Below are 13,040 nucleotides of genomic sequence, written 5' to 3'. Positions count from 1 at the left end.
AAACAACAGATTTTCAACTTGATAGCGATGTGGGGCGGAACCCCTATTAAAGGCATTTCCCGTACTAAAATAGAAGGTACTTGCAATTTTAGTACGAATTCCAGTTGAACTCATGTTACTTAATCGTTCCCATTGCACCAACTTTCACATTTACCTTAACGTTTACATCTCCCTTTGCTAATTCATTATTCCATTTATTTTGGACTTTTTTCCATTCTGGATATGTGTAAGTTCTTGCATATCTTCCAAGACCAATAGGGTCGATTTGTGCAGTTTGTATTTTTTTTATTAATTGCTTGAAATCAGCTTCCAGCTTAGTTTCAATCGCCTTTTGTAATTTTTCTGCGTCCTTTCTTGTATTAAACGAAAAAAGTCGTTCTGTAATACCGATTCTCATCTTTACATCTACATCAAATATAAAATGATCATCATATCTTGCTTTTGTCTTTACTTTAATACCATAGGCAGTAAAACTTATCCAATCTTTATCTTGGCTGTCCGCCTTTATTTTAATTGGCATTGTAAATGAAAACTCACCTGTAGTTCCTTGTTGCAAAATACGTAATAGTTTGTTTTCATCAGGTTTTAGCGTTAATTTATACCTTCCTTTTTCATCCAATAAAGCTGTACCTGTCACCCATATTTTATTCTTTTTTTTCACCTCAGTAATATTTGCTGTTACCCCTTTGTCTGCTCTTTGTTCATGTAATTCTTGAAGCGTTGTTTTTACTGTGATGTTTCTTAAAGCAGCGGTATCAACTAGTTTCGTTAAATATATAGGCAGCCGCGGCTTTTCTTTTGGGCTATGGAAGATGACGTCTGAAACAGGTCCATCTACAGCGACAACCCTTGCGGTAACTGTATTTTTGGGATCTCGATAAAATGGATCGAGGTAATTTTCCCAGTCTTTTCGTTTCAGTAGCCTTTTTCCAATTAAAAAAATCTGTGTTTTACTTCCCGAGGTAAGCGCCATAACAGTAGCATCAAATTGGTCTCTAGATTTTCGAACCGTAGCAGATTTTACACCAGTGGTTTCTTCTTTTATTTTTGCTTCTTTATTGAAAACAGGGCTTGACATATACACTAATAAATTATCATTACGATCTAAATCGATACCAAGAATAAGAGTAAGAGAAACATCTTCAACATTTGTTTGATCAAAGCATCCAGTCATCATGAACACCGATAACAAAATTAAACATAGTACTTTTCTTTTCAATGTCAATGTATCCTCCCCTGGCGAAACTTCTCATATAGACAGCAATACAGCCATAAAACGATAGGTGATATATAGGTTAATCCAAAACCAGCATTCGATAATGTCTGTTGCCAAGTCTCGGCTTCATTCCAACTAGGATGAGTCCAAAATATGAGGCCGATAATGAACAATAAGAGAACAACTACATGCGAGCTGTGATCTTGTTTTCTAATTAATTGGCTTGAACAAAATACAGCGCAATATATAGCGGGAATCCATGCTGTGGATACAACGGGTAAGTAAAGCGCCAATAAAATCATGTCAAAACGTTCTAAAAAACGAAATTCAATTACTTTCAGTAAATTTAGTACCGGTTGATTATATTGCGTAATGCTCTCAGGGCTAAAATAGGCAAAGCAAACAATAGTAGCAAATAAATAAAATAACATCGTTAAAGTGTTTGCAATAACCATTCCATGGACTGCATACTGTTTTTTTTGTAAAAAGGGATATAAAAAGAAGGCAATATCAAACCCTAAATAAGCAAAAATAGTGGTCGGTACAGCCATGAATACAGGTTTCCACCCTTCTTTTAAAAGTGGGAAAAATGGCATCCAACTTCCGTTCCCTTTAAGAGGGATCAAAAAAAATAACGGAATCCAAAGAAACATATAAAAAATAAGTTCGGAGTATCGCCCTAAAATACGTGGACCGTTACGTGCAACAAGGAAGGTAGGAATCGAAAATAAAAAGATAACGACATAGTCAGGTGTTTTTGGAAGAAGCCATCCTTTAAGATAGAGCATAGCGTTCACAAGAACGCTACAAGAATAAAAAGCGAAGTACATCATGTAAATAACAACGAATGCTTTGCCTACTATTTTTCCAAATAATCGTATAAGAATGTCATAAATCGTGTCCTCGGGATATCTAGCAGCAGTTTTCACCATAAAAACACCTGATATTGTGGAGAATATCCAGCCAATCATTATAGCTATCCATCCATCCGTTCCAGCTTTTTCTGCAAGCAAGCGTGGAAGCGATAAAACGCCAGTGCCTACCTGCATTCCATTAATTAAAAGAATGTACTGTATAAGCGTAATGTCATTATAGGCATACTTTTTCATAGTTTCACCTTTTATTTTGATTCTTTCCTTGTCGAATAGATTGAATGGCTCTGGTACCTTTAGAACGCTTTCTTAATGCCCATAAAGGTAGGCGTATGAAAGTATCTTTCATATCCGCAAAGCGAAATGGTGCTAATGGCGTTCCGTAAGGAGTACCTAGTGATTCAAGACTGATTAGATGTCCAATTAAAGTCATCCACCCGATAACAAGTCCAACAATTCCAAATAAGGCAGCTGCAAGCATCATCGGAAAGCGTAAAAGTCTTACTGCCGCTCCCATATCATAATTAGGGATAACAAAGGAAGAGATGGCGGTAACAGCAACAACAATAATCATAATGTTGCTTACAATTCCCGCTTGAACAGCCGCCTGTCCAATAACAATACCACCTACAATTCCAACTGTCTGACCGATTGGAGTAGGTATCCGTAAAGCCCCTTCTCTCATCGTTTCCAATGTTATTTCCATAAGTAATGCTTCCATAACTGGAGAAAAGGGTACGCGCGTTCTTGATTCTGCAATAGATAAATACAGCTCTACAGGAATAACTTCAAAATTAAAGGAAATAAACGCAACATAACTCGCAGGCAAAAATAAAGCAATCATAAAGGAGATAAAACGAAGCATCCGAATAGACGAAGCAACTAACCACCTTGTACCGTAATCATCCAAGCCTTGAAAAAAGGAAATAAAATTTGTTGGAGTAATTAACACATTGGGCGAATGATCCATTACAGTTACAAATCTGCCCTGTAGAATGTGAGATACTGCCAAATCAGGTCTTTCAGTTAATATAAATTGTGGAAACGGTGAGTACGGGTTATCTTCAATGAATTCTATAAGTTCGCCATTACTAGCAACAGCGTCGACTGTAATATTTTGAATCCGTGTTTCTAATTCCTTTAGCACATCTTCAGAAGCTACATCTTTCAAATATAAAATAGAAATCCTCGTTTTGCTTCGTACACCAATTATTATTTCTTTTACTGTTAATTCACGATGGGGAATATATCTTCGAATCATTGCGATATTTTGACTTGCAGTTTCTGTGAACCCTTGATGCGCACCTTTTAGAGCTATTTCGTTATGAGCGTCTTCAACATTTCTTTGTGGCCATCCTTTCGTATCCAATTGGTGTGCTGTTGTTCGACTGTGGATTAATAAAACACTATCTCCTCCAAAAATAGCATTTTCAATCTGACTCCACGTATCAATAATTTTAATTTGTCCTAATGGAATTGGAAGTTCTTTATTGGTATCAAAATCACTATTCATCAAAGGACTTAGAACATGATTTTGAATCAATTCTTTATCTGTTAATCCAGACAAATATACTAAAACTGCTTCTAATCCATCTACTTTCATTTGAAACCGACGAATTACTAAATCAGGTGTTTGACGGAATATATTCTGAATATCAGCTATGTTTTTCGATAAATCAGCGCCTAAGAGGGAGTCCTCAATATTTTTTTTCTGAAAATGAGTATTGTCTCGTATTGAAAATGACTTAGTATTGTCTCTATATTTTAAACGCTTCAAAAATTTAGCCATGATTCCCTCACTTTCTATGTACCTTTTATGATATGTTTAGTATGCATATATTAAGAAAAAGTATCCTACTAACTAGAGAGGTAACATGCGAATTATTACTATAAAGTTTTTGGTACATATTTCATAAAAATCACGTTGCTATTCTCAATAACATGAGAAAATAGCAACTTGATTTCAACTTCAAGAATAGTCTTTTAAGTTGATGGATGTAGGGCTCCGTCACATCGCTATAAATTTAAAAATATGGTTAGAAGATTTGCGAATTAATTATGATATACTTTCAACTCAGTAAAAAAAAGCGCCCTGTAAACAGGGCGCTTCGCTCCAACCTAATGACTAATATTAGCAGTTGGGTATAATGTTGTTCCTCCAATTGAAACCTTTATTTCATTTGTTAATGGAACATTTTGTTCATTAATTATTGTTCTCCACCATTCCCATGCAAGACCTGTACATTCTCTCGCTACGACTTTTACATTTTTTGAATTCGGTGGAAGTGGTATAACTGTAGAGAAATGAGCAGTTTTGTCTCTGCCGCTTCCTTCCCAAGTTTTATGTGTTAGTACTTCTTTTCCATTTTGATCATATGAGAATTCATCCCAAGATACATCAAATTGGGCAACATATGCTCCGTAATGATCAAGCGTCATTTTAGCACTTGAATATTCTGTAGTTGTAGTCTCAATATAATCTGTATTGTTATGAACAGCAGCAGTTGAATTATCTTTTAAGAAAGTGCTTGTATATGAAATTGGGTATGCTGGATTTTCAAGACTTAATTCTGCATTATCTTTAATGATATTTCGTATTTCATTAAAATCTTTTGTAACAACCTTGTTATGCTCTTTTGCATCTCCGCCTAATACTACAGCGGTAAAGGTACTTTCTTCAAAAATATCTTTGTACTGTCCACTCGTTTCGACGCTGTTATTCTTAAGTAAGGCTTTAAAGGCAGCTTGTACATCTTTGCTCTTAGATGTTGTTTCTAATTTCACATAAATTGTTCTGCCATACGCTACATTTGACACCATAACAGGCGGAGCTACATTACTTACCCCTTTACGAGTTAACTCACCAAAAGTAACACTATTATCAAAAAGATCTGATGGATTGTTAGGGAGTTCAGCACTTACGGTATAAAATATTTGCTTATATGCCGCAACCATCACTTTTTTCTCTCCATTTGCAACCGCATTAAAATCAATGTTCAATCCGTTATCAAGGTATTTAGCGTTAACATTAAGAGCACTTGCTATTTGTGATTTACTATAAACCATAGATTCTGTATACTGCATTCTTGCAGGTAACGTATGTGTTGTTGAATACTTTTCATTCCAAGTAGATACTAAATCGTCTACTGCTCCAGACACATTACCATATGTCGGATTTGGGACAGTTATTGTATTTTCTTTTCTCATGCCAGGTAAGTCTATACTAATATTCAAAGGTTTTCTCTTAGCCACTAATAAACTAGGTTGATTATCTGCAAAAGCTTTATTTGCAAGTTGTACTGCTCCTGGATAAGTACGATTTGCCACAGAATCAATAATCGAAATATCGACTGGTGACGTTGTAAGTGATTTTTTCTCACGCTCAACTACTACAAATTTACCATTTGAATTGATACTTTCTTTCGGAACAAAACTCTCTACTTTATCACCATTTACTGCTAAAATACCTCTACTATCATACTTTAAATTTGCTATGCCAGTATTAATGTCACTAGCATTTTTTGTTGCATCAGTTACATTGCCTGTTTGTGTTTCTGCGAAGGAAATAGATGAATAATTAATAGTGCATAAACTAACTAATAAACATGCTAGGAATTTTATTCTTTTATTACTTTTCTTAATTTTCAGAATAATCATCTCGTTCTTTTTTTAATATGATAATGATTTATAAATAATTGCTAATTAATAAACTTACATAAATGCTTTTAAAAGTTCTTGAACTAATGGAATTACTCCACCTAAAAATTTCAAAACTGCCATTGCGATTTCCATATTACTTCCTCCTCTTTGCTGTATTAAGATGTGTTGCATATTTATGCTTTCATTATAATAAGTTTTTGCATTTGCATCAATTCATTTTCATATGCAATATTACATATTGAGTGGATGAGCAACTTTTTCTGTTAGGTTGATAATGGGGCTACCCTTCTTTGAAATATTTCAACTCAAAATAAAATAACATTTCGACATAGAATTTCAATATATCAATAAAGTGAAACTTTAATCAGTGGGGGTTTTATCCATCCCCCACTGATTATTAGCCTTAACCCATCAGGCGTTTACGGACAGTTAATCTCTCGCGTAACTTCTTTGCTCCAACTGAATTTTGAGGTGGAAGTCTTACTGCCCACAAATAGCTAGATAAATTACGACAACCACCTTTAATATCTGAATTTTCTATACATTAAAGGTTTTCACCTAAACAACCTCGAATATTGTAATAAACATACATAAGGAGGTTGATCTATTTTGTTTCGTTCATTTACAAATGGTTGCGTCGCCTTAGTGCAACGCTTCTTGCCAGAACCGTTTATTTTATCATGTTTATTAACTGTTTTCGTTATCTTCTTCGGCATGTTTGCAACTCACCAAACACCGGTCGAGATGATCAATCATTGGGGGAATGGAATTTGGGGACTTCTCGCCTTTTCTATGCAAATGGCTCTTGTACTCGTGACAGGATCTGCATTGGCAAACGCCCCTCTTATTAAAAAAGGATTAACGAAAGCAGCAAAACTACCGAAAACGAATGGCCAAGGTATTATTGCCATTTCAATTGTAAGTTTACTAGGCGCATACATAAACTGGGGCTTTGGAATTGTTGTATCTGTTTTATATGCAAAAGAAGTGGCAAGGCAGCTTGAAGGATTAGATTATAGACTAGCAATTGCTTCTTCTTACTCTGGATTTCTCATTTGGCATGCAGGGCTTTCTGCTTCTATCCCTCTTACGTTAGCAACAGGCGGCGAAACATTAATTAAAACGACAGCTGGAAGTATTAAAGAAGCGATTCCAATAACAGAAACGTTATTCTCACCATACGCTCTCGTTCCAGTTATTATCTTTTTAGTTACGATGCCTCTCATAAATAAGGCAATGCATCCAGATGAAAAACATACGATTACGGTAGATCCTAGCGTGTTTCATGAAGAGGCTGCCGCTCAGGAAATAGAGAAAAATACGTTCGCTGAAAAGATGGAAAATAGCATCATTATTACACTTTGCGTTGGATTATTAGGTCTTATTTATATTTTTAACTACTTTTATACGAAAGGCTTTAACCTTACACTAGATATCGTTATTTTTATGTTATTGATTGCCGGTCTTATTTTCCACCGGACTCCGATTCAATACATTCTCGCTTTTTCAGATTCTACGAAAAGTGCTTCTGGCATTTTACTTCAGTTTCCGTTTTACGCAGGAATTATGGGTATGATGATTGGAGCAAATAGTGAAGGACTTTCACTTGGAGGAGCTATTTCTAATTTCTTTATTAGCATTTCAAACGAAACAACTTTCCCGCTCTTTACTTTTTTAAGTGCTGGTATTGTTAATATTTTCGTTCCATCTGGTGGTGGTCAATGGGCTGTGCAAGCACCAATTATGATTCCAGCTGGCGCTGAACTTGGTGTACCTGCTGCAAAAACAGCAATGGCAATTGCCTGGGGCGATGCTTGGACGAATTTAATTCAACCTTTCTGGGCATTACCAGCATTAGCGATAGCTGGCTTAGGCGCTCGTGATATTATGGGATTTTGCGTTATTAACTTACTATATGCAGGTTTTATCATTAGTCTATGCTTCTTATTTATTTAAACGAAAAGCTAGTTTTATACTAGCTTTTTTATATAATAAATCATTTATTTCCCATGCAATTTATAATCGTTTCCCACTCTATCTCCATAAGATTTAATGCCTCAAATGCAAAAAAATCTTCACATACTTTTTCAATCAGATGTGGATTTTCCCTCAAGAAATTCCACCGTAACGCTTTAGGAAGAAAATGTATTTCATATTCTTTACTTCCCCGTACTATCTCATCCACTTCTCTTTCACAAATCCCTCGTATTAAATAATCATTTCTTAATTGTATTTGAATTTGTTGAAACGTTTCGCTACATTTCTTCAATTGAAGTAAACACGTAATATACGTCCGAAAAAGTTCATTATCATACTGAGAACACTTTATAATACGATCAATTTCATTCATAATGTACGAGCCTTTTCTTTCATAGTTACAGTTTCCCCTTCTTTAACATCTTCTCTACAATTTGCACATTTTTCGAACTTTGCAACAAGCGATTTAATACTGTAAGTAACTCTTCTTTTTCTAAACCTTGCAGTTTCGCTTTAACCGTACTCTCACCAGCATTTTGAATATCATAAACAACCGCCGCCATATGCTTACAAAAATTCTCATACGGACACTCGCAGCTACTTTCTGTAAAATCTTCAAGATCAATAACCACTTCATAGTTTCCTGCATTTCCAGTAACAAAAGCAAATACTTTCTTGTCGTGTATTTCAACATCTTCTACATGCCCATCTTCGTAATATTCATATCCTCTATCAACAATATATTTCGGAATATACCTATGTAGTTCTTTTAATAAATATGCGTACATAACAGCACCTCCCTCTTCCTTTAATTCCCTTTTGACTTCCAAAACCCTGCATGTTATTCTAATAACTGTCAACTAGCGAGTCTATATGACAAAACAACTGACACCTATTCGGCGGAGGTGTCTCTTTTCATTTGCAGCCGATATGAAGTGCCTCTTTCAGGCACATTCAATTTTTGATACTACACACTCAACACCATTCCTTGTATCAGGCTGCTTTAGCAGTCTTTTACTCTACATACTTCAAAAAAAGAGAGCTTAGCTCCCTTTTCTCGCTTTATAAAATACCCCTTTTTCAGTATAGAGATATTCATCATCAGCTAAAGTAATTTTCCCATCCAGTTTCAGTTCGTCTAATAGTCTCGATAAATAAAATTGATGTAACATTTTTTTCGTGAATTTTCCTTCATGATGCGAAACGATATGTTCTTGAATATCTAACAATGATATCGGCTTATCTTGCTCTATCATATATTCATAAACTGTACTACGCAGTTTTACGTATTTTTCGAGTGTCACAGTACTTCGCAACCCCTTTCTTCTTATTAAATGTTTTTCGTAATCGGTTTTTTTGCAACAAAAAAACCTCTCCGATAAGAAGAAGTTACGTATATCTTCGTCTTATCTCCCAGAACAAAAATGTTCTGCTGGAATTAGCACCTGCATCGCGGTTGCTGGGTTTCATCGGGCCAGTCCCTCCACCTCTCTGGATAAGAAAATATTCACTTTAAAGTTAACTATACGTAATTTCGTTTTAATTGTCAAATAAATATAAAAAATATAACAAATTATATTTTTCTCCTTACTGTTCATACTATACATATATGAACATTCAAGGAGGATTATGAAATGCATGAAAATGCTCGCGGATATGTACAAGATTCTTTTCAATCATTACAAGAAGCAAAACATTGTTTAGAAGAAGCACTTCAGACCGTTGAAAAAGATTTTAATCGCGCTCGTATTGAACAATCCCTTTATGCTGTCGAACAAGCTATTCAACGCTGCGATTACACGGTTCACATTTTAGAACAAGATTGAAAAAACTTCCCGTCAATTGATGGGAAGTTTTTTCAAATGGCATACTTCATTATTATTTCCGTTATAATTAAAAAATATACAGAAAAATGCTCCCTACAATATGTAAGAAGCATGAAAGAGGCAAACGAATATGTAAGTCGCGACCCTACCTTATATGAGTATGCTTATCTATGTCATATTATGCTCATCTAATATGCCGTATTTCTTTTTAAATCTTGTAAGAATCGTAATCCAAGATGTACTAAATAGTAGTAGGAAAATAACATTCGATATCGCGTGACTAAGATCGAAATAAAAACTTGCAGCATAGTAAGCAATAACTGTTTCCCACGTTGCTTCCTGTATAAACCCAAGAAGACCCCAAAAATTCATAATCCAGCCAAATAGAAATCCAACGGCAAATCCATATATGAGTCGTCCCCATAGTTTTTTCATCAAAAATGTATTTCGGAGTAATCCTGCTATAAAGCCAATCATACCCCACGAAAACATTTGCCACGGCGTCCACGGACCTTGCCCTAAAAAGATGTTGGACACAATCGCCGCTGTTGCACCAATCATAAAACCAGTCTCACTCCCAAACACAATTGCTGAAACGATAATGACAAAAGAAGTTGGTTGTACACTTGGTAAAATAGAAAATGGTACCCTGCTTACTGCTGCAATTGCTGCTAACACGGCAACGAGAACAATTTCACGTGAAACAAATGCTTTCCTTTCAAATCGGACATAGAAAGGTAATATAATAACAGCTAATACAAACAAACTACTTACCATGTAATAACCGTCCATAATAAGTGTCGTAAAGAGTAATGTACCTATTAGTAGTGCAAAAATACATATTATGAAGGCAACATATCGTTTGGACACGCTTCGTACACATCCTCCCACGTTAATGCATATGGCAACTCGTTTCGAATGAATCGGTTAATAGATGTCGTATAAAAGAAATTACCGCTAAAAAACTCTTTCGGTGCATCATTCATAATAACTGTTCCATCAAATAACATCATGCATTGATCCACGTATTTCGCCGCAAATTCAATATCATGCGTTGCCATTACAATTGTTGTACCTTCTTTTTGCAACTTCTTAAATAGCTCTCCTACTCTCTCTTTCTTCCATGGATCCAATCCCTTTGTCGGTTCATCAAGTAATAATAACGTTGGCTTTGACAATAACGTTGTACATAACGCGAGTAATTGTTGCTCTCCCCCGCTACAATCATGCGGATGGCGTTCTTTAAGCGAATGTAACCAAAACTGTTTTAACATATCTTCTGCTATTTCTCTTCCTTGTTCTCCGTATAATTCACGTGCACGTTCATACACTTCATCCCACACTGTATCAAATGTAAAATGATAATACGGATGTTGCGACACATACCCGATCCTTTTAAATCGTTCTTTCGAATCAATTTTATGTATCACTTTACCATTCCATTTTACTTTCCCTCTTCTCGCTTTTTGTAATCCTGCTACAATCGTTAACAGTGTAGACTTACCCGTACCATTTTTCCCAACGAGAGCTACCCATTTCCCTCTTTCAATCGCAACTGTTAAATCTCGTAAAATAAGCGGACTATTTTTTTCATATTGAAAAGAAATATGGTCTGCACTTAAAATGACTTCTTGTTTTTCACGCTGTTCCACTCGCTGATTCGCATATGATATTGCTGAAAAATCATTCATTTTCATTTGCGCCTCTCGCACTGTAAACGGAATATCTCTCGCATTCCACTCTAAAAACAATCTTGGAATTTGCGGAATGAATGGACGGAAGTTTTCTACTTCCCACATTTTCGCTATAACCGTTTTAGGACTACCATCATACAGGATTCGGCCGTTATCCATACAAATAACACGTGTTGCGAGTGGTATAACTTCATCTAAACGATGTTCACTTAATATAATCGTAATTCCAAGCTCTTCATTAATACGCTTTAACAATCCTAAAAACTCTTTTGCAGCAATCGGATCTAACTGCGCTGTCGGTTCATCTAATAATAGTAGTTTCGGCTGCATAACTAATACCGCAGCTAAATTGACAAGTTGCTTTTGCCCACCAGATAACGTATGAACAGATTGGTGCAATAAATCTTGAAATCCTAAAAAACTAATAAGCTCTGCGATTCTTTTTTGAATAATATGTGATGGTAACCCGATATTTTCTAAAGAAAATGCTAATTCTTGAATCACTGTATCCATTACGAGTTGATTTTCTGGATTTTGAAATACCATGCCAATTTCTTGTGCAGATAATAAATCAGGTACTTCCTCTAATAAAACACCTTCATAAAACATCTCTCCCGAACGCGTACCAATTGGAAGTAACTCCTTTTTAAAATGTTTTAATAAAGTCGTCTTCCCAGAGCCCGATCCGCCCACAAGTGTAATGAACTCACCTTTTTGAACAGAAAGAGAAATATGCTGTAACGCTTTTTCGCTTTCATCAGCATATACAAATGATAAATTGTTTATTTCTGCATGCGCCACCATATCCATTCCGATACGATAAACTTAACTAAATCTATACAATTTAATCAAATTTATACAAGTTAGTGCTTCATCGTGTTCTCGCAGCCCCAAAGGGACGAGGGGTATAACACTCCACACGAGGCAGTATCGTTACCTCCTATTATCAAGCATTTATTTTACCCATCTTGATAAATTTATCGAAGCATTTACATCCCTATCGTGATGACTATTGCATGGAACACAACGCCACTCACGTATTTTTAAACTCCACTGTCCTTCTGGTTGAACTGAATGGTCGTATTTTACTCCGCAACATGAGCAAATCTTGCTTGAGGCGAACCATTTACCAGCTTTTACATACTCAATGCCATACTTCTCGCACTTATATGATAAACATTGAAAGAAGAAGTTTAATTTTTGAAATGAAAATGCTTTCGATAGTTTTTTGTTTTTTAACAGGTTTGAGATAGGTAAGTCTTCCACAACAATCCTCATTGGTTTGGTTTTCACCAATTTAGCTGTTGCTTGATGGATATGGTTATTTCGGATATTCTTAATTTTCCTAGATAACCGCAGGTGCTCAGTTTTAGCTTTTTCATATCCGGCAGATTGAATTTTCACACCTTTTTTAAATCTCCTAGACATATCTCTTTGTGCTGACTTTTTCCTTTTCAAAAGTTTTTTAACCTTAGCATCTTTGTTTATATTTCGTTCTTTCATACCATTAGAAGCTACAAACAGCTCTTTTAAACCAACATCCACACCAATCGACTCATTGGTTAGTTCTTGTGATTCAAAGTCTTCTTGGAACCCTACACTAATCCACCAGTGACGACCATCAAATGTAACTCTTGGGTTTGATGGTTTTTTGTTTCTTGGTAGTTGTTGGCTTGTTTTCACTTCTCCAATGGACTGAATATCAACTACTTTCTTTCCTATAATCAGTCTTTCATAATTGGCATAAAATCCTTGGATTAAATCTTTTTTGGATTTATAAGAAGTGTGATAACCA

The 13,040-nt window shown here is 35.5% G+C and carries 12 protein-coding genes and 1 riboswitch; of the genes, 2 read left to right on the top strand and 10 right to left on the bottom strand.

Features of this window, described 5'->3' with window-relative positions; genetic code table 11:
* Window positions 1–115: 115 nt before the first annotated feature.
* From MR065_RS14065 to alo, 4 genes are all read right to left on the bottom strand, one after another.
* Window positions 116–1,219, bottom strand: a complete 1,104-nt coding sequence (locus MR065_RS14065; protein ID WP_242214178.1) for a Ger(x)C family spore germination protein — start codon at window positions 1,217–1,219, stop codon at window positions 116–118.
* Window positions 1,220–1,221: 2 nt separating this feature from the next.
* The gene (locus MR065_RS14060; protein ID WP_098990955.1) at window positions 1,222–2,325 is read right to left on the bottom strand and encodes a GerAB/ArcD/ProY family transporter; all 1,104 of its coding nucleotides are present in this window, start codon (window positions 2,323–2,325) and stop codon (window positions 1,222–1,224) included.
* A gap of 4 nt (window positions 2,326–2,329) precedes the next feature.
* Complete coding sequence (locus tag MR065_RS14055; RefSeq protein ID WP_242214079.1) at window positions 2,330–3,877, bottom strand: spore germination protein; 1,548 nt, start codon at window positions 3,875–3,877, stop codon at window positions 2,330–2,332.
* Window positions 3,878–4,206: 329 nt separating this feature from the next.
* Window positions 4,207–5,745: an anthrolysin O/cereolysin O family cholesterol-dependent cytolysin Alo gene (alo, locus tag MR065_RS14050; RefSeq protein ID WP_242214078.1), complete on the bottom strand. Its 1,539-nt coding sequence runs from the start codon at window positions 5,743–5,745 to the stop codon at window positions 4,207–4,209.
* Window positions 5,746–6,357: 612 nt separating this feature from the next.
* Between alo and MR065_RS14045 the strand changes: the two genes are divergently transcribed.
* Window positions 6,358–7,704, top strand: coding sequence for a short-chain fatty acid transporter (locus MR065_RS14045; protein WP_242214077.1), 1,347 nt, complete (start codon window positions 6,358–6,360; stop codon window positions 7,702–7,704).
* A 40-nt stretch (window positions 7,705–7,744) separates the two neighbouring features.
* Here the strand turns inward: MR065_RS14045 and MR065_RS14040 are convergent, their stop codons facing one another.
* From MR065_RS14040 to MR065_RS14030, 3 genes are all read right to left on the bottom strand, one after another.
* Window positions 7,745–8,098, bottom strand: coding sequence for a group-specific protein (locus tag MR065_RS14040; protein WP_242214076.1), 354 nt, complete (start codon window positions 8,096–8,098; stop codon window positions 7,745–7,747).
* Window positions 8,099–8,123: 25 nt separating this feature from the next.
* A complete protein-coding gene (locus tag MR065_RS14035) occupies window positions 8,124–8,513 on the bottom strand; it encodes an SWIM zinc finger family protein (RefSeq protein WP_098991671.1) in 390 nt (129 codons plus the stop codon).
* Window positions 8,514–8,768: 255 nt separating this feature from the next.
* Window positions 8,769–9,029, bottom strand: a complete 261-nt coding sequence (locus MR065_RS14030; RefSeq protein ID WP_000171473.1) for a hypothetical protein — start codon at window positions 9,027–9,029, stop codon at window positions 8,769–8,771.
* 99 nt (window positions 9,030–9,128) lie between these two features.
* Window positions 9,129–9,227, bottom strand: a riboswitch (SAM riboswitch).
* A 132-nt stretch (window positions 9,228–9,359) separates the two neighbouring features.
* On the opposite strand from MR065_RS14030, the gene MR065_RS14025 reads away from it, so the two are divergent.
* Window positions 9,360–9,551, top strand: a complete 192-nt coding sequence (locus tag MR065_RS14025) for a hypothetical protein (protein WP_097905386.1) — start codon at window positions 9,360–9,362, stop codon at window positions 9,549–9,551.
* A gap of 168 nt (window positions 9,552–9,719) precedes the next feature.
* On the opposite strand, the gene MR065_RS14020 is transcribed toward MR065_RS14025, so the two are convergent.
* The 3 genes from MR065_RS14020 to MR065_RS14010 form a co-directional block, all read right to left on the bottom strand.
* Window positions 9,720–10,421 carry an ECF transporter S component gene (locus MR065_RS14020; protein WP_242214075.1) on the bottom strand — a complete coding sequence of 234 codons (702 nt, stop codon included), beginning with the start codon at window positions 10,419–10,421 and terminating at the stop codon, window positions 9,720–9,722.
* On the bottom strand, window positions 10,394–12,055 hold the full coding sequence (locus MR065_RS14015) for an ABC transporter ATP-binding protein (RefSeq protein ID WP_242214074.1): 1,662 nt from the start codon (window positions 12,053–12,055) through the stop codon (window positions 10,394–10,396). The genes MR065_RS14020 and MR065_RS14015 overlap by 28 nt, the downstream gene beginning before the upstream one ends.
* Window positions 12,056–12,199: 144 nt before the next feature.
* Window positions 12,200–13,040 (bottom strand): RNA-guided endonuclease InsQ/TnpB family protein (locus MR065_RS14010; protein WP_242214073.1); only part of this gene is annotated, 841 nt, incomplete at its 5' end.

Source organism: Bacillus cereus group sp. BfR-BA-01383 (genome assembly GCF_022663495.1).
GTDB classification, from domain to species: domain Bacteria; phylum Bacillota; class Bacilli; order Bacillales; family Bacillaceae_G; genus Bacillus_A; species Bacillus_A cereus_AU.
Note: the sequence above shows the minus strand (reverse complement) of the source record. Positions and strands in the feature narration are given on the sequence as shown.

Excerpts from the sequence above, each read along its gene's own strand:
- MR065_RS14060 (WP_098990955.1), bottom strand. The coding sequence starts at position 2,325 with ATGAAAAAGTATGCCTATAATGACATTACGCTTATACAGTACATTCTT.
- MR065_RS14055 (WP_242214079.1), bottom strand. The coding sequence starts at position 3,877 with ATGGCTAAATTTTTGAAGCGTTTAAAATATAGAGACAATACTAAGTCA.
- alo (WP_242214078.1), bottom strand. The coding sequence starts at position 5,745 with ATGATTATTCTGAAAATTAAGAAAAGTAATAAAAGAATAAAATTCCTA.
- MR065_RS14040 (WP_242214076.1), bottom strand. The coding sequence starts at position 8,098 with ATGAATGAAATTGATCGTATTATAAAGTGTTCTCAGTATGATAATGAA.
- MR065_RS14035 (WP_098991671.1), bottom strand. The coding sequence starts at position 8,513 with ATGTACGCATATTTATTAAAAGAACTACATAGGTATATTCCGAAATAT.
- MR065_RS14025 (WP_097905386.1), top strand. The coding sequence starts at position 9,360 with ATGCATGAAAATGCTCGCGGATATGTACAAGATTCTTTTCAATCATTA.
- MR065_RS14015 (WP_242214074.1), bottom strand. The coding sequence starts at position 12,055 with ATGGATATGGTGGCGCATGCAGAAATAAACAATTTATCATTTGTATAT.